This window comes from Mumia sp. ZJ430 (genome assembly GCF_011751845.1).
GTDB lineage: Bacteria > Actinomycetota > Actinomycetes > Propionibacteriales > Nocardioidaceae > Mumia.
Genome location: NZ_JAAHFK010000004.1, coordinates 350,859 through 366,391, shown reverse-complemented (window position 1 = coordinate 366,391; position 15,533 = coordinate 350,859). Strand labels below are relative to the sequence as shown.

Below are 15,533 nucleotides of genomic sequence, written 5' to 3'. Positions count from 1 at the left end.
CGGGGCTCAGCCCAGCCGGACCCCCGCGAGCTGCGTCGCCTGTGCGACGAGGCGACCGGCGCGGTCCCACACGAACGTGGACTCGTCGACGCGCTGCGCCTCGACGAGCTGGGCACGGTGGAGGATCGTCAACGGCCCCGGCACGGGGAGCGCCCGGACGTACGCGGTCATCTCCAACGTCGGCACCCAGTCCGTGGGCGCGATCTCGAACGTCGCCGGCGGGAACGAGTCGACCGCATAGAGGAGCGAGACCGGCTCGAACGCCGCGTCGTCGAGGAAGGCGAGCCACCCTCGTAGTTCACCGGAGCCGCTCGGGCGGCCCGCTCCGAACCCGAGCGTGGCGGGATCGAGGCGAAGGTCAACCTGATCCATCACCCGGATGCGCACCCCGGTCGGGCTCGTCCCTGGCACGCGGACGCCGTGCTCGCGGTCGGCCGTCGGACGAGGCGGCGCGCCACGGTCCCAGTAGGGCGTCGTCGCGACGTCGAGCTGCCCGATCATGAGGACCGCCTCGACGCAGGGCCGACCGTCCTGCCGCATCGTCGCCCGCACATGGTCGGCACTGCGCCCCTTGCGGAGCACGGTCGTCTCGATCTCGACCGGACCTGGGTCGGGCGAGTGGAGATAGTGCGCCGACGCGGTGACCACGTGCGCGTGCCCCGCGCTCAGCGTCGCGGCGCGGGCGAGCATCGCGAGGAGATAGCCCCCGTTGGGCTTCTCGCCGACGCACCACTCCGGGTCGACCTCGGCCTCGAAGCCGTCGGTCGTCGCGCGCACGGCGCTCACGTCGTGAAAGGGGTGGGGTCGCGCAGTCATGGTGCTCCTCTTGTCGAGGAGCCCATCATGGCGGCTGCCACCGACAGATCGGGCCGGGGCCTCACGCTGAGGCGGTCGGGCCCTCCTCGGCGTCGTCGTTCCAGTCGGGGTCGTTGTCCCACTGCTCGTTGCGCTGCTGCGCGATCTCGAGCGCGTGCTCGGCCTCCTCGCGCGTGTCGTACGGGCCGAGGCGATCGATCGCCCGACACCCGTCGGCCCCCTCGACCGCATGGTGCTTGATGCAGTAGTAGAACTTCTCGTCCGTCATCGCGACCTCCTTCCCCCATCCTGCCCGACGGCGGCGACGTGCGCGCCGGCGCGTGCGGGAGCCACACCTACACTCGTCGCGTGACCGTGCTGACCCCCCACGCCCAGTCCCCGCGCCGTACGGTGCCCTCGACGATCGCCGTGCCCGAGTACGTCGGCAAGGCCAAGCCCGCGTCGTACGACGGACCCGAGGTCCGTTCAGCCGAGACGATCGCCGCGATGCGGGTGGCCGGGCGCATCGCCGCGCAGGCGCTCGACGCGGTCGAGGCTGCGATCACCCCTGGCGTGACGACCGACGAGCTCGACGCGATCGGGCACGAGTTCCTCGTGAGCCAGGGCGCCTACCCGTCGACCCTCGGCTACCGCGGCTATCCAAAGTCGCTGTGCTCGAGCGTCAACGAGGTGATCTGCCACGGCATCCCCGACGCGCGTGCGCTCGAGGACGGCGACATCGTCAACATCGACATCACCGCGTACGTCGGCGGCGTCCACGGTGACACCAACAAGACCTACCTTGTCGGCGATGTCGACGAGGAGGCGCGCCTGCTCGTCGAGCGGACGCACGAGGCGCTGATGCGGGCGATCCGCGCCGTCCGGCCCGGCCGCGAGATCAACGTCATCGGACGCGTCATCGAGTCGTACGCCAAGCGCTTCGGCTACGGCGTCGTGCGCGACTTCACCGGCCACGGGGTCGGGCCCGCGTTCCACGACGGCCTGATCATCCCCCACTACGACGACCCGCGTTACGACACCTTGATCAAGCCGGGGATGACCTTCACGATCGAGCCGATGTTGACCCTCGGCACGATCGAGTGGGACATGTGGGACGACGGCTGGACGGCAACGACACGCGACAAGGCCCGCACCGCGCAGTTCGAGCACACGCTGCTCGTCACCGACAGCGGCGCCGAGATCCTCACGGTCCCGTGAGCTACGACGCATCGTCGTAACCAGGCTCGGGTCGTGCGGACCCACCCAGTACGGTCGGTGCCGTGACCGTCACCGCCACTCCCCCGCAGACCCATCCCCGTACCCGCCTCGCCTTCCGCGTCGTGGCCTTCGCCGAGGCCGTCTCGTGGGCGGGGCTGCTGATCGGCATGTTCTTCAAGTGGATCCTTGAGACGACCGAGGTCGGCGTGCAGATCTTCGGCCCGATCCACGGCGGCATCTTCGTCGCGTACGTCGTGATGTGCCTGATCGCCTGGCGTACGTTCGGCTGGTCGTTCAAGGTCGCCGTCGCCGCGCTCGCGTCGAGCATCCCACCGTTCTTCACGGTGCTCTTCGGGGTCTGGGCGGACGGTCGCGGCCTGCTCGGCACCGCCGTCCGCCGCTGAGCGACACGGGGTGGCGCTCGCGACACCCCCGTCAGGGCGGATGAGTCGGCCTGTAGGCCGGATTCTGTCAGGACGTCTCCCCGCCCCGGCGACCATCTCTCTCGGCGCCGCGTCACCGCGACGCTCTAGCAACCTACCCGCAGGCTCGGCGAGCAGCGTCAGCACCTGCGCGGACCCTGAGGCCCTTCTTGGTCTTGCTCCCAGTGGGGTTTACCGAGCCACCTCGGTCACCCGAGGCGCTGGTGGTCTCTTACACCACCGTTTCACCCTTACCCGCACCTCACGCACAAGGCGTGAGGCCGCTGGCGGTCTGTTTTCTGTGGCACTGTCCCGCACGTCACCGTGGGTGGGCGTTACCCACCACCGTTGCTCTGTGGAGTCCGGACCTTCCTCGGCGTCCTTGGTGCGCACCAAGGACGACGCGGCCGCCCGGCCGACTCATCCGCGCCTGTCACAGTAGCCCACCTGTCACCCGGTTTGGTCGCCGCACCACCCGGGCGTACGATGGACGCAGCGAAAGGGAGTAGTCCCCAACGTCCGTGTCGACACGCTGACCCTCCGGGGTCCGGTACGGAAGGCGTCACCTCGGTGGCGCGGACGAGACTTTCGGCCAGCAACACGACCCTATGGACGTGCCTGGTCGAAGGGGCCGTCCAGGCAGTCTCCTCGTCCAGGCGACGAGGAGACTTTTTCATGCTGTACGCCCTGCTCCTGAGCACCGCCGTGATCTTCGTGGCCGAGCTTGGTGACAAGAGCCAGCTGATGGCGATGACGTTCGCCACTCGCTACCGCCCGCGCGACGTGCTTCTCGGCATCACGATTGCGACGGCGGTGGTCCACCTCGTCTCGGTCGGCATCGGCTTCTGGATCGGCGAGACGTTCGCCGACGCGCAGCACTGGATCACGCTCGCCGCCGGCGTCGCGTTCCTCGTCTTCGCCGCCTGGACGTTGCGTGGTGACCAGCTGAGCACCGAGGAGCGGCAGAAGGCCCAGCGCAGCAGCGGTGCCGCGGTCTGGGCGGTCGGCGGCGCGTTCTTCCTCGCCGAGCTCGGCGACAAGACGATGCTCGCGACCATCACGCTCGCGACGCAGGAGAACTGGCTCGGCACGTGGATCGGCAGCACGATCGGCATGGTGCTGGCCGACGCGCTCGCGATCATGCTCGGCGCGTGGCTCGGCAAGAAGCTGCCCGAGAAGGCGATCAAGTACGGTGCGGCGGCGCTGTTCGCGCTGTTCGGCGCGTGGATGCTGATCGAAGGGCTCGTCGCGCTCTGATGCACGTGGGTCAGCGCGCGAGCCGGAACCGTACGACGCGCGCGTCCACGTCCGCCTCGTCGAGCACGACCTGTACGGGCTCGCCCAGCGGCAGCGGCGCCGTCCCGACGACCCGTCCCTCGACCGCGGGCTCGTCGAGCAGCACGGTGCCCTTCTCGGGATCCTTGTCGTCCGCGTCGATGACGACGCCCTCGAACGTCTCGCCGACGGAGTCCGAGAGCACCACCGCCTCGACCAGGTCCAGCACCGCCCGGTCGAACGACGACGCGAGCCTCCCGGTGCCCGCCATCACCTTCGGCAGCTCCGGGAGAGCGCGCCGCACCCAGTCGGGGACGGGCTCGCCTGCACTCACCGCGAGGCACACCTCCCCCACGTACCGGTCGGCGAGCCGACGCAGCGGGGCGGTCGCGTGCGCGTACGGGGCGGCGATCGCGGAGTGCTCGACGAGCGCGGGCAGCTCGCCGTCGAACGCCACATAGCCGGCGCCGCGCAGGAGCCCCGTGCAGGCTTCGAGCATCGCGACGTGCCGCGGCTGCGCAGGGTCGAGCGTACGAACGAACTCCGGGTACGGCATCGCGTCCGGCCACGCGATGCCGAGACCGCGCGCCGCCCGACGCAAGCGGACGAGGCCGCGTTCGTCAGCGGGCGGCAGCGTCCGTACGAGACCGACCCGTGCCTCGATCATCATCGCCGCGGCCGCCATGCCCGTGAGGAGCGAGATCTGCTCGTTCCACCCCTCCGACAGCACGGGCTCTCGATACGACAGGCGCCACGCCCCGTCCGCGCCCGGCTCGATCTCCTGCGTCGGCAGCGGCAGGCTGACCCCGCCGCGCTCGGCCTCGAGCCGTTGGCGCAGCTCGCCGATCTCGCGGAGCAGGCCGAGCGTCTCGGGACCCTCGCCCGCGTCGACCTGGTGCTGTACCCCCTCGTAGTCCAGCTGCGCCGTGCTCCGCACGCGGGCCCGCACGACCTGGGCTCCCACCTGCGAGCCATGCGCGTCGAGGTCGATGCTCCACAGCAGCGCCGGTCGTACGACGCCGGGGAGCAGGCTCGCCGCGTCCTCGGACAGCGCCGGCGGGTGGAGCGGGATCCGCCGCGTCGGCGCGTACAACGTCTCGCCACGGCGGTGCGCCTCGTGGTCGATCGCGCCGCCGGGCCGGACGAACGAGGCGACGTCCGCGATCGCGTAGTGCACGGTGTAGCCGTCGTCACGGCGCTCGAGGAACATCGCCTGGTCGAGGTCCCGTGCACCCGGCGGGTCGATCGTGAGCAGCGGCAGGTCCGTGCGATCGAGCGCGGGCAGTGCGGCGGCGCCGGCCGCAGCATCGGCCTCGGTCAGCACCTCCGGCGGGAACGCCGCGTCGACACCGAGCTCCTCGGCGAGCAGGTCGATGCGGCCTTCGAGTGCGGGGACGGCCTCGGGGGCGACGGCGTAGTACGCGTGAGCCATGCCGCTCACCCTAGCGACCACGAGGACGGACGACTCGCTGCCAAGACGGCTGCGTAGGCTTGCTCCGTGCTCGTCCTCCTCCCCCCGTCCGAAGGCAAGTCCGTCCTCCGGCGCGGCCGTCCGCTCGACCTCGCGACGCTGTCGTTCCCCGATCTCACCGCCACCCGGCAGCGGATCGCGGACGTGCTCGTCGAGCTGTGCGCCACCGATCCGGACAAGGCCGCAGACGTGCTCGGTCTCGGGCCCACGCAGGCCGACGCGGTCACGCGTGATGCCACGCTGTGGTCGCAGCCGACGGCACGGGCAGATGCGGTGTACGACGGGGTTCTCTATGCCGCGCTCGACCTCGACACGCTCGACGCGGCCGCGCGCCGACGCGCGAGCCGGTCGCTGGCCTTCGCGAGCGCGCTGTTCGGGCTGCTGCGACCAGCGGACCGGATCCCGGCCTACCGGCTCTCCGGCCACGTGACGCTGCCCGGCCTCGGCACGATGGCGAGCCAGTGGCGCGACGCGCTCGGACCGGTCGTCAATGAGACCCTCGGGTCGGGCCTGCTGATCGACCTGCGGTCCTCGACGTACACGGCGCTGTGGAAGCCCTCGCGCGACGTCCTCGCCCGGACGGCGACCGTGCGCGTCCTCCACGAGTCCGGAGGCAAGCGCACCGTCGTGAGCCACTTCAACAAGGCGACCAAGGGCAGGCTCGTGCGCGAGCTTCTCATCCAGGGCGCTGCCCCTCGTACGGTCGGCGCACTCGCCGACGCGTGGCGCGACCTCGGGTGGACCGTCGAGGAGCAGGGCCACCGTCTCGACGTCGTCGTCTCCGAGGTCTGACGCGCTCCCTTCCGCACCGCCCTCCCGTCCGCGTGGTGAAAGCAACCTGACCGATTCCCTCGGCATATTCGGTCAGGTTGCATTCGCAACGCGGAGGACGGGGCAACGGTCACGCGAACCAGCGCGTCCACATCACGTTGAAGTGCGGCCGCGCTCCGTCATAACCGGCGTCGCGCAGGGCACCGTAGACGCGCCAGACGATCGCCTGCTTGTCCTTGAGGTCCTCGACCAGGACGACGATGACGGTCCATCCGAGCTTCTCCAGCCGCTCGCGCCTCGTACGGTCGTGAGCCCGCTGCTCCCGGCTTCGTTCGTGCCACTCTCCGTCGTACTCGACGACCACCTTGTGCGTCCAGTAGACGAGATCGCACCGCGCGACGAAACGCCCTCGCTCGTCGTAGATCGTGCGGTTCGTCTCTGGCACGGGAAGCCGCGCGAAGATCAAGGCAAGTCGGACGACGGTCTCCATCGGAGACTCGACTCTCTCGCACGCGTAGGCGAACGCACGACGCGCGCGCACCACGCCGTGAATGTGGCACGCGGTGAGATAGGCGCTCAGGTCGCCCATGGTCGTGCGGCCCAGATGGATCAACCCGTCGGCGGCCTGGACCAGCTCGACGAGGGTGAGCATCGTTGCGCAGTCGACGAACGTCCGTTCGGTTCCGGTTGCCGCGATCCCCTCGCGCACGTACGGGCGGAGCCTGCCGGTGCGGCGATGGAGCCGTACGCCGTCTGGCCGGCGATACAGGCGGGTGTTCGTGGAGAAGTGCAGCGGGTGGAGGCTCCTGATCTCGACGCCCCAGAGTCGCAGAGCCGTGACGTGGCTCGCGATCGCGTCCCCGGGGAGGACGAGGAGCGCGGCACGCAGCCACCGGACGAGGGTCATCTCGAGATCTGCACACGCGTACACACCGTGGAACAGGCACCGGAAGCGGGCCCCGCGCAGCTGGCGGTACGAGACACCATGGGACTCGGCATGAGTGATCGTGAACGGACCGTCGCGCAAGGCAGCGGGGATGGGTCGCATTCCTGGAGGGTGTGTCCCCCGTCGGCCCTCCGTACGACCTCAACACCGACCTGTGGACACCGCGAACGCCGTGCACAACGCTCCGTCCGCGTCGTGAAAGCAATCTGACCGAATCCCGGCGCAGATTCGGTCAGGTTGCTTTCACAACGCGGACGGGGGAAGGAGGAGGGGGTCAGGCGGGGACGACGTCGTACGCGCGCAGGGTCGCGATGCCGTCCGGCCAGATGCGCACCGTGCTCACCGACGCCGGCTGCAGCTCGAGCCGATGGATGACCGGCATCGGGGCGTCGAGCGCCAGCCGGACGAACATCTTGATCGGCGTCACGTGGCTCACGACCACGACGTTCTTGCCGCCGTACGAGGCGACGAGCCGTCGCTGCGCCCTTTGGACCCGCTCGAAGACGGCGTCGTACGACTCGCCGCCCGGCGGCGCGACTGCCGTCGAGGAGAGCCAGGCGTCGAGCACCGCGGGGTCCTTCTCGCGGACCTCCGCGAACGTCAGCCCGTCCCACTCCCCGAACGACGCCTCGACGATGCTGTGGTCGACGACCACCTCGACACCGAGATCGTTCGCGAGGATCTCGGCCGTCTCGCGGCACCGGCTCAGCGGCGAGCTCACCACCACGTCGGCACCCTCGCGCGCGACGTAGGCGGCGGCACGGTGGGCCTGTGCACGGCCTTCGTCGTTGAGCCCCGGATCGGCACCACCGTCACCGCAGAACACCTTGGCCACCGTGTTGTCGGTCGCCCCGTGCCGTACGAGGGTGAGCGTCGTGGGCGGATCCGCCAGCGGGTCGCGCCACCCCACCATCGGATTGCGCGGCTGCGGCTGCTCGGTGGGGCGCGACTCGGCAGGCGCCGCACGACGTGTCTTGCCCGCTGCGTCGTCGAGCACCTCGTTAAGGATCGCGTCGGCTGCCTTGTTGCGCTCGCGAGGAACCCAGGTCCACACGACGCCGGACGGCGCGACCTCGCGGGCACGGGCGGCGAGCGGCACCATGTCGCGGTGCTTGACCTTCCAGCGGCCCGCCATCTGCTCGATGACCAGCTTGGAGTCCATGCGGACCTCGACCTGGGCCTGCGGCGCGTGCTCGGCGACCAGCTCGAGGCCAGCGATGAGCCCGGTGTACTCGGCGACGTTGTTGGTCGCGACGCCGATCGTCTCCGCACGCTGAGCGATCACCTGGCCGGTGTCGGCGTCGCGGAGCACCGCCCCGTACGCCGCCGGGCCGGGGTTGCCCCGGGACCCGCCGTCGGCCTCGATGATGACACGGCGGGGACCGGTCACAGGCCTGCCTCGTGGGTACGGACGAGGATGCGGTCGCACTCCGGGCAGCGCAGCACCTCGTCGCTCGGCTTGCTCGCGATCTCGCGCAGGTCGGCGCCGTTGATCTCGAGCCGGCAGCCCTCGCACCGCTTGTGGCGCAACGCGGCCGCGCCGACACCTCCATGGCTGTTGCGGACCTTCTCGTAGAGCGTGAGCAGCGGATCGGCGACACGCTCGACCGCAGCGCCACGCTCCGCGCGCAGCGCCTCAGCCTTGGCGTCGATCTCGCTGGTCGCGTCCTCGAGCCCACCGAGCTCCTCAGCGATCCGCGCGTCGAGCGCCGCGAGCGCGTCGGTCGCAAGCGCGAGCTCGGACTGGGCACCCTCGAGCTCCTCCATCACCTCGAGCTCGGCGTCCTCGAGCGAGCCGATCCGGCGGTCGAGCGCGACGATCTCGTTCTGGATGCTCTGGAGGTCCTTGGGGTTGGTGACCTGCCCCGAGTCGAGCCGAGTCTGGTCGCGGTCGCGGCGCGCACGGACGGCCGCGACCTCGCCATCGGCCTTCCTCTGGTCGGCGGTCAGGTCGGAGACCTTCGTCTGGGCCTGCACGCTGCGCGCGTGGACCGTCTCGCGCTCGCGGCGCAACTCGTCGAGCGCCGAGACCTGCGGGAGGTTCTTACGGCGGTGCGCGAGCTGCGAGAGCTGCGCGTCGATGCCCTGCACGTCGAGCAGGGCGAGCTGGTCGAACGGGTCAGCTTTCAGCGTGGGCTCCTCTGACGGGCACGGCGAAATTCCGTGCCGCTGGACATGACCGGGAACTCCACCGTATTACCTCGCCCAGGCGTGGTCGACAGAGTCCGAGCGAGTCACCCCGCTCACCCCGACCAGGCCAGGTGCGACGTCCACGGATCCGTGACGAGGGTGGAGACCTGGACCTGCACCGTACTCCCTCGCGCCGCGAGCCAGACGCGCAGCCGGTGGGCGAGGACGGGGAGCCACGTCCACTCCGCCGCCCAGTGCGGGACGTCGACCACGGCCGGTGCGCCCGGCTGCTCGCGCAGCTCGGAGACCGGATGGTGCCGCAGGTCGGAGGTGACGTACACGTCGGCTCCCGCAGCGCGCGCCCGTTCGAGCAGGAAGTCGCCCGACCCTCCGCACACGGCGACGCGTCGTACGAGGGAGCCGGCGTCGCCCGCGATCCGGGCGACGCCGTGGTTCGTCGGCAGTGCCGCCACGACCTGCGCGGCGAAGTCGGCCAACCTCATCGGCTCCTCGAGCACCCCGATCCGGCCGCTGCCGCGCGTGGTGTCGGGCACGTCGGCGATCGCGGTGACCGTGTACGCGACCTCCTCGTACGGATGCGCGGCCCGCACTGCGGCGAGGACGGCCCCGCGCAGCCTGCGGGCGGCGACGACCTCGATGCGCCGCTCCGCGACGTGCTCGACCGCGCCGGTCGTCCCGATCGCCGGGTCGGCCGTGTCACCGGGACGGAACGAGCCCGTGCCGTCGCTCACGAACTGGCACCGGTCGTACGCACCGACCTCCCCTGCGCCAGCGTCGTGCATCGCGCCGGCCACCGCGTCGGCGGCGTCGAGCGGCGCGTACACGACCCAGGCGTCGAGCGGGTCGACCGGATCGGCGTCGAGCGGGACGAGCTCGCTCACCCCGAGGGCGAGCGCGAGCGACTCCGAGACGCCGAGAACGGGCGAGTCGGCATTGGTGTGGCAGGTGTGCAGCGTGATCCCGTGCCGGACGAGGTCCTGCACGACGCGGCCCTTGGGCGTCGTCGCTGCGACACTGTGCACGCCCTTCAGGAGGAGCGGGTGGTGCGTGACGACGAGGTCAGCCTCCGACGCGACGGCCTCGTCGACGACGGCTTGGACAGGGTCGACCGCGAGCAGGACACGGCGCAGCGGCGCCTCGGGGTCGCCGACCGAGGTGCCGACGGCGTCCCACGAGTCCGCGTGACCCGGCGGGTACCACGAGTCGAGGAGGTCGATGAGGTCCCGTACACGCAGCTCGTTCACGTCCGCCACCCTACGACGGAGAGGTCGTCCGCCCGTACAGGTCGGGGCACCATGACGACGGCCCCAGCTCGCGCCGCACGTCGTTGCGCAGGAACACCCGGTGCCCGCACACGTCCGCTACCTGGTGGTAGTGCTCCGCGACCGCCGCCACGAACTCCTCGGTCTCGATCCCCCACCAGGTGAACGAGCCCATCTCGACGAGCCACACAGGGCGGTCGGGGGCGTCGAGCAGCGCCGTCAGCAGCTCCAGGTCGGGGTCGCGGACCCGGAGGGGGAGACTCCACGAGTACGGGTACGGGGCGCTCAGCCCGGCGACGCGCAGCACCTGCGGCGACCCGTACGCCACGAAGCCGGTGTCGCCCGGTTCGGCACTCGCGGCGATCCACTCCCCGACCGCGGTCCCGCTCGACGGGCGCTCGGTGATCGCCACGGGGGTCTGCCAGAGGACACCGACGAGCGTGGACGCGAGCGCCAGCACGACCGCGACCCGCGTGACGCGGAGCAGGCCCGCCCTGACCGCGAGGGCGGCGCCGAGCGCCAGCGGCATCGCGAGCTGCAACGCGTAGTGGCGCCACCACGAGCCACCTCCGGCGATCCCGATCACCGAGTACGCCAGCGCGGCCGCCGTCGCGAGCGCGACCGGGCTGCGGCGACGCCTCCACACCGCCCGCACGGTGAGTGCGGCCAGCAGTGCGGCGCCGGTGACGAGCAGTGTCAGCCCGAACGTGCGCATCCGTCGTTCTGGAGCCACGGTGCTCGACTCGATGATCACCCCCACCGCCCGCTCCCGGAACCCGTACAGCGCATCCCACAGTGCACCGATCCCGGGTCCCTCCGAAGCAGCCCAGACCGCGGCGAGGAGGATCGGGACCGCGGCCCCGAGCAGCAGCCCTCCGATCAGCCGCCATGCGCGGCGGCCGCCGATCAGCCACAGGACTCCGGCGAAGACGAACCCGTCGACGTAGTTCTGCTTCATCAGCACGCCGCACGCAGCCGCGACTCCGGCGGCCGCTGCGACCGCCCCTGCCCGGCGCCTCGTGGCGGGCCGGGCGACGAGGGTGGTGGCCGCCAGCGCGAGCGCCACGCTCAGCGTCACGAACGCCACCGCGGGCAGCGCCGTCGTCAGGCGTGGACCGCTGAACACCGGGGTCGAGGTGAGCGCTGCCATCACCGCCGCTGCCGCGACTGCGCCGCGCGCCCCCGCGATCGCCCGCCCCGCGTACCAGGCGGCGGCAACCGCGACGAGCGCGAGCGCGAGCGCGACGAGCCGCAGCGCCACGCGGTCACCGAGCACACCCGAGGCCGCGTCGGCGAGCCGGAACACCACGAGCAGCCCGGGCGGCCGGTCGACCCACTGGTTGCCGTACAGCTCTCCCCCCGTGGTGCCCCACTGGTCCGCGACCAGGAGGAACCCGCCCTCGTCGGACGAGAGCGGCGCCCACAGGAACGGCAGCCGCAGTAGCGTCGTGACGGCGAGCACCGCGAGGAGGACGCTGCGCGACCCCGACTCGAGCCAGCGCACGACACGACGCACCGTCGACCACGTCGGCGGTGCGTGCGCGCTCGGAGCCTGCGAGATCAGTACTGGATCACCATCCGGCCGTCGATCTTCCCCTGCTCCATCTCGTCGAAGATGTCGTTGATGTCGCCGAACTCCCGAGTCGGGAAGTCGAGGGCCTCGACCATGTCCTGCCGGGTCCCCACGATCGATCCGCGCAGCGTGAGGCCTTTGAGGACGACGTCGAAGATCGGCGTCGGGAAGTCCCCCAGCGGGAGCCCGACGTACGAGATGGTCCCGCCGCGCTTCGCGAACCCGATCGACTGCCCGAACGCCGACGGGCTGACGGCGGTGGCGCCGGCGCACAGCACAGGGGCGACCTCACCCGGGCCCGGCTGGGGAATCTCCCACTTCGTGATCGAGAGCGGCGCGGCGAAGTCGGTGACAGTCGCGGCGCGCATCGCCTCAGCCATGAGTTCCCCCGGACGGCAGTCGTGGATCTGCGCTTCGACTCTAACCTCGGGCACGTCCACGCGCAGACCCGGTCCGCGCATGGCCGAGCACGTCGCCGCCGTCGAAGGTCAGCCACTCCGGCAGTGCGGCCCGGTTCTCCTCGCTCGGGTCCTCCCAGAAGCGACGGGGCGCGTGCCATGCCGCGTTCAGCCCCTCCTCGTGCGTGTTCCCGTTCTGCACCGAAGTCGGTCACGTACAGCACGTACCGATGCACTCCGAGGTCCCCGATCGTGGTCACGGTGCCTGGTCTTCGCCACGTGCTTCGCAGGGCCCCTCCCTGTCTTACGGGTCGCCCCGCTGGTGGGCGCAGAGGGGATCGAACCCCCGACCGCCTCGTTGTAAGCGAGGTGCTCTACCGCTGAGCTATGCGCCCGTCTCGCGCGCGTCCTGCCGCGCGGCGCCTCACCCTACCCGATCGCTTCGACGAGGGGCTGGGGAGGACAGAGGCGTGGCCGCTGGCGTCTCGGGTCACCAGCGGCCACGCGTTGTCAAGTCTTGCACAGAACAGGGTCTGTGCGGGAGGTCATGCAGAGATTTCCTGGAGCGCACCGAGGTACGTCTTCAGGTCGCGCGCGTCCGGCAGACCGTTCTCGATCTTCCAGCGCACGACGCCACTCTCATCGACCAGGAAGCTGCCTCGCAGCGCGCACCCGCGGGCCTCGTCGAACACCCCGTACGACTGGGCGACCTCGCCGTGCGGCCAGAAGTCACTGAGCAGGGAGAACGACAGCCCGTCCTTCTCGGCGAAGGCCCGCAGCGCGAACATCGGGTCGCACGAGATCGCGAGCACCTCGGCGCCGAGGTCGTTGAACGCGGCCAGGTTGTCGCGCAGCTCGCACAGCTCGCCGGTGCAGATGCCGCTGAAGGCGAACGGATAGAACACGAGGAGCGTCTTCTTGCCACGCAGCGCGGACAGCGACACCTCCTCGCCGTGCTGGTTCTTGAGGGTGAAGTCCGGGGCCTCGGAACCGATCTCGATCGTCATGGAGGGGATCACTCGCTCTCGTCAGTCGTCAGTCGGTGTCAGGTGGCGCTTGAGCACCTTGCCGGTCGCGTTGCGCGGCAGCTCGTCAACGAAGCGTACTTCCCGTGGAACCTTGTATCGCGCGAGGTGCTCACGAACGTGGGTCTTGAGCTCGCCCTCGCTCACGTGGACGTCCGCGCGCAGCGCCACCCACGCGACGAGGCGGTGTCCGAACTCGGCGTCCTCCACCCCGACAGCGGCCGCCTCGAGCACCGCAGGGTGACGCGCGAGGGTGTCCTCGACCTCCTGCGGATAGACGTTCTCGCCGCCGGAGACGATCATGTCGTCGTCGCGCCCCTCGACGAACAGCAACCCGTCGCGGATCGTGCCGACGTCGCCGGTCGACATCCGGCCGTCGATGACGTCTTTGGTGCTGCCGTTGGTGTACCCCTCGAACGGAAGCCCGTTCTGGACGAAGATGCGCCCACCCCGGCCGGACGACGCGCGCCCGGCGTCGTCGTACAGCGCGACCACCGTGCCGATCGGCGGTGCACCGGCAGTGCCCGGGTGCGCCCGCATCTGCGCAGGCGTCGCGATGGTCGCCCAGGCGCACTCGGTGGAGCCGTACGTGTTGTAGAGCGAGTCGCCGTACTGGTCCATCCACGCCGTCGCAAGGTCGCCCGGCAGCGCCGACCCGCTCGCGGCGACGACGCGCACGGAGCTCAGGTCGTACGAGTCGAGCTCGGCCTGCGGGAGCGCCAGCGCGCGTTGGAGCATGACCGGGATGACGACGGCCGCGTCGCAGCGCTGCTTGTCGAGCGTACGGAGGAAGTCGCGGGGGTCGAAGCGCCGACGGAGCACGAGCGTGGACCCCAGCAGCATCGCGAGGTTGAGGTGTCCCCAGCCCCAGGTGTGGAACAGCGGAGCGGCGATGTGCACGCTCCGGCGAGCCTCGAGCGGGATGCGGGACAACAGCGCGGCGCCCGCGCTCAACGACCCCGACCCGCGACTCGCGCCCTTCGGCGTGCCCGTGGTCCCCGACGTCAGGATGACGGAGTGACCCTCGCGACCGGGCGGCTCGAGGTCCGCGCCGTCGTGCCCCGCAGCGAGCGCGGCGACCGTGTCGTGGCCAGAGGTGTCGGTCCAGGCGAGCAGCCGGCGCACGTCCCCGGGTGCTCCCGCCACGACGTCGGCGAACTCCTCGTCGTGGACCACGACGACCGGCTTCTCGCGTCCGAGCAGCTCGGCGGTCTGAGGGCCTGAGAACGCGGTGTTGAGATAGAGGACGTCGGCGCCGAGCCGACCGGCGGCGACCGCGGTGATGACGAACCACCGGTGGTTGCGCGCCATCACCGCCACGGCGTCGCCCTCGCCGACGCCGAGCCCTGCGAACCCGCGCGCCAACGCGTTGGCCTGCCGGTGCAGCTCATCGAACGTGAGCGATCCTCGCTCGTCGTGGATGGCGATGCCGTGCGGGTCCCGCACGGCGAGCGACGCGTAGCCCCCCGCGAGACCGGTGCCCCACCTCGTCAGCGCAAGGCCGAGCCGGGCGAGCGTCCGCGGCCCGTACGGGCGCACGATGCCCGTCCGCGCCAACGTCGCCACGCTGCGAAGGGCGACGTCGGCTCTGTTGCGGCCGGGGCCACGCAGCACATTCGTCATGGGGGCACCTCACGATGTCGGCGGAATGCGTGCTCGAAAGTGTAACCGGCGGTTACATATAACGGAAAACGTCATCTCCGCGAAGCCCGGCAGCCCAGACTCCGTCCCCTGCGTCGCGTCAGCGTTTGTGCGTCGAGAGCTTGGTCGCGGCCCAGTCCGAGCCGGCCGGATTGGTCGTCGTCGTCGACAGCCCAGCGATCGGTGCCGCCTCGGCGATGTCGGCGCCGTCGACGTAACCGGATCGCCCGACCTTCGGCGTGAGCAGCCAGACCGTGCCGCCCTCGACCAGATCCTGCAGCGAGTCCATCAGGGCGTCTGCGAGGTCACCGTCGTCGGCGCGCCACCACAGGACCACACCGTCGACGACCTCCCCGTAGTCGCCGTCCACCATCTCGCTGCCGATGCGATCCTCGATCGACTCTCGGAGGGCGTCGTCGACGTCCTCGTCCCATCCGAGCTCCTGGACGACCATGTCCGGCTTGAAGCCAAGACGATCTCCGTGCCCCGGACGGTCCGCGTCCTGCGCGGTGGCGCTCACCCGTGCCTCCTCAATACGTGTTTGCCCAGGCCCACTCGTGCCTAGGCGCCACACACTAGCGGCTC

General features: G+C 70.8%; 17 protein-coding genes, 1 tRNA gene and 1 other RNA gene. 4 read left to right on the top strand and 15 right to left on the bottom strand.

Annotation, left to right across the window (positions count from 1 at the left end; genetic code table 11):
* Nucleotides 1-6: 6 nt before the first annotated feature.
* Both HCT63_RS18005 and HCT63_RS18000 read right to left on the bottom strand, forming a co-directional pair.
* Complete coding sequence (locus HCT63_RS18005; protein ID WP_167008104.1) at nt 7-816, bottom strand: thioesterase family protein; 810 nt, start codon at nt 814-816, stop codon at nt 7-9.
* Nucleotides 817-877: 61 nt separating this feature from the next.
* Complete coding sequence (locus tag HCT63_RS18000) at nt 878-1,084, bottom strand: hypothetical protein (protein WP_167008101.1); 207 nt, start codon at nt 1,082-1,084, stop codon at nt 878-880.
* An 80-nt stretch (nt 1,085-1,164) separates the two neighbouring features.
* On the opposite strand from HCT63_RS18000, the gene map reads away from it, so the two are divergent.
* Together map and HCT63_RS17990 are read left to right on the top strand one after the other, a co-directional pair.
* Nucleotides 1,165-2,013, top strand: coding sequence for a type I methionyl aminopeptidase (gene map, locus HCT63_RS17995; RefSeq protein ID WP_167008098.1), 849 nt, complete (start codon nt 1,165-1,167; stop codon nt 2,011-2,013).
* A 62-nt stretch (nt 2,014-2,075) separates the two neighbouring features.
* Nucleotides 2,076-2,417: a DUF3817 domain-containing protein gene (locus HCT63_RS17990; protein WP_167008096.1), complete on the top strand. Its 342-nt coding sequence runs from the start codon at nt 2,076-2,078 to the stop codon at nt 2,415-2,417.
* 37 nt (nt 2,418-2,454) lie between these two features.
* Here the strand turns inward: HCT63_RS17990 and rnpB are convergent.
* Nucleotides 2,455-2,858, bottom strand: an RNA gene (gene rnpB, locus HCT63_RS17985) — RNase P RNA component class A.
* Between the two features lie 252 nt (nt 2,859-3,110).
* On the opposite strand from rnpB, the gene HCT63_RS17980 reads away from it, so the two are divergent.
* Nucleotides 3,111-3,692: a TMEM165/GDT1 family protein gene (locus tag HCT63_RS17980; protein ID WP_167008094.1), complete on the top strand. Its 582-nt coding sequence runs from the start codon at nt 3,111-3,113 to the stop codon at nt 3,690-3,692.
* 10 nt (nt 3,693-3,702) lie between these two features.
* On the opposite strand, the gene HCT63_RS17975 is transcribed toward HCT63_RS17980, so the two are convergent.
* On the bottom strand, nt 3,703-5,142 hold the full coding sequence (locus HCT63_RS17975; RefSeq protein ID WP_167008092.1) for an RNB domain-containing ribonuclease: 1,440 nt from the start codon (nt 5,140-5,142) through the stop codon (nt 3,703-3,705).
* A gap of 66 nt (nt 5,143-5,208) precedes the next feature.
* Between HCT63_RS17975 and yaaA the strand changes: the two genes are divergently transcribed.
* Nucleotides 5,209-5,973, top strand: coding sequence for a peroxide stress protein YaaA (gene yaaA / locus HCT63_RS17970; RefSeq protein WP_167008090.1), 765 nt, complete (start codon nt 5,209-5,211; stop codon nt 5,971-5,973).
* Nucleotides 5,974-6,082: 109 nt separating this feature from the next.
* On the opposite strand, the gene HCT63_RS17965 is transcribed toward yaaA, so the two are convergent.
* From HCT63_RS17965 to HCT63_RS17920, 11 genes are all read right to left on the bottom strand, one after another.
* Nucleotides 6,083-7,000 (bottom strand): DUF559 domain-containing protein, encoded by a 918-nt coding sequence (locus HCT63_RS17965; RefSeq protein WP_167008087.1) that lies wholly within the window; start codon nt 6,998-7,000, stop codon nt 6,083-6,085.
* Between the two features lie 172 nt (nt 7,001-7,172).
* Nucleotides 7,173-8,288, bottom strand: coding sequence for a bifunctional RNase H/acid phosphatase (locus tag HCT63_RS17960; protein ID WP_167008084.1), 1,116 nt, complete (start codon nt 8,286-8,288; stop codon nt 7,173-7,175).
* Nucleotides 8,285-8,989, bottom strand: a complete 705-nt coding sequence (locus tag HCT63_RS17955) for a C4-type zinc ribbon domain-containing protein (protein WP_243843103.1) — start codon at nt 8,987-8,989, stop codon at nt 8,285-8,287. The genes HCT63_RS17960 and HCT63_RS17955 overlap by 4 nt, the downstream gene beginning before the upstream one ends.
* 152 nt (nt 8,990-9,141) lie before the next feature.
* Nucleotides 9,142-10,293, bottom strand: a complete 1,152-nt coding sequence (locus tag HCT63_RS17950) for a Nif3-like dinuclear metal center hexameric protein (RefSeq protein ID WP_167008081.1) — start codon at nt 10,291-10,293, stop codon at nt 9,142-9,144.
* A 10-nt stretch (nt 10,294-10,303) separates the two neighbouring features.
* On the bottom strand, nt 10,304-11,827 hold the full coding sequence (locus tag HCT63_RS17945; RefSeq protein WP_167008078.1) for a hypothetical protein: 1,524 nt from the start codon (nt 11,825-11,827) through the stop codon (nt 10,304-10,306).
* 44 nt (nt 11,828-11,871) lie between these two features.
* Nucleotides 11,872-12,264 (bottom strand): zinc-binding dehydrogenase, encoded by a 393-nt coding sequence (locus HCT63_RS17940; RefSeq protein ID WP_208322505.1) that lies wholly within the window; start codon nt 12,262-12,264, stop codon nt 11,872-11,874.
* A gap of 40 nt (nt 12,265-12,304) precedes the next feature.
* Nucleotides 12,305-12,484 carry a hypothetical protein gene (locus HCT63_RS20305; RefSeq protein WP_208322504.1) on the bottom strand — a complete coding sequence of 60 codons (180 nt, stop codon included), beginning with the start codon at nt 12,482-12,484 and terminating at the stop codon, nt 12,305-12,307.
* Nucleotides 12,485-12,602: 118 nt separating this feature from the next.
* Nucleotides 12,603-12,677 (bottom strand) — tRNA-Val (locus tag HCT63_RS17935).
* Nucleotides 12,678-12,827: 150 nt separating this feature from the next.
* Nucleotides 12,828-13,289 carry a peroxiredoxin gene (locus HCT63_RS17930; RefSeq protein WP_167008072.1) on the bottom strand — a complete coding sequence of 154 codons (462 nt, stop codon included), beginning with the start codon at nt 13,287-13,289 and terminating at the stop codon, nt 12,828-12,830.
* A gap of 21 nt (nt 13,290-13,310) precedes the next feature.
* Nucleotides 13,311-14,930 (bottom strand): AMP-binding protein, encoded by a 1,620-nt coding sequence (locus HCT63_RS17925; protein WP_167008069.1) that lies wholly within the window; start codon nt 14,928-14,930, stop codon nt 13,311-13,313.
* A gap of 118 nt (nt 14,931-15,048) precedes the next feature.
* Nucleotides 15,049-15,468 (bottom strand): DUF3052 domain-containing protein, encoded by a 420-nt coding sequence (locus HCT63_RS17920; RefSeq protein ID WP_167008065.1) that lies wholly within the window; start codon nt 15,466-15,468, stop codon nt 15,049-15,051.
* Between the last annotated feature and the right edge of the window lie 65 nt (nt 15,469-15,533).

Excerpts from the sequence above, each read along its gene's own strand:
- HCT63_RS17965 (WP_167008087.1), bottom strand. The coding sequence starts at position 7,000 with ATGCGACCCATCCCCGCTGCCTTGCGCGACGGTCCGTTCACGATCACT.
- HCT63_RS17975 (WP_167008092.1), bottom strand. The coding sequence starts at position 5,142 with ATGGCTCACGCGTACTACGCCGTCGCCCCCGAGGCCGTCCCCGCACTC.
- HCT63_RS18000 (WP_167008101.1), bottom strand. The coding sequence starts at position 1,084 with ATGACGGACGAGAAGTTCTACTACTGCATCAAGCACCATGCGGTCGAG.
- HCT63_RS17980 (WP_167008094.1), top strand. The coding sequence starts at position 3,111 with ATGCTGTACGCCCTGCTCCTGAGCACCGCCGTGATCTTCGTGGCCGAG.
- HCT63_RS17940 (WP_208322505.1), bottom strand. The coding sequence starts at position 12,264 with ATGGCTGAGGCGATGCGCGCCGCGACTGTCACCGACTTCGCCGCGCCG.
- HCT63_RS17930 (WP_167008072.1), bottom strand. The coding sequence starts at position 13,289 with ATGACGATCGAGATCGGTTCCGAGGCCCCGGACTTCACCCTCAAGAAC.
- HCT63_RS17925 (WP_167008069.1), bottom strand. The coding sequence starts at position 14,930 with ATGACGAATGTGCTGCGTGGCCCCGGCCGCAACAGAGCCGACGTCGCC.
- HCT63_RS18005 (WP_167008104.1), bottom strand. The coding sequence starts at position 816 with ATGACTGCGCGACCCCACCCCTTTCACGACGTGAGCGCCGTGCGCGCG.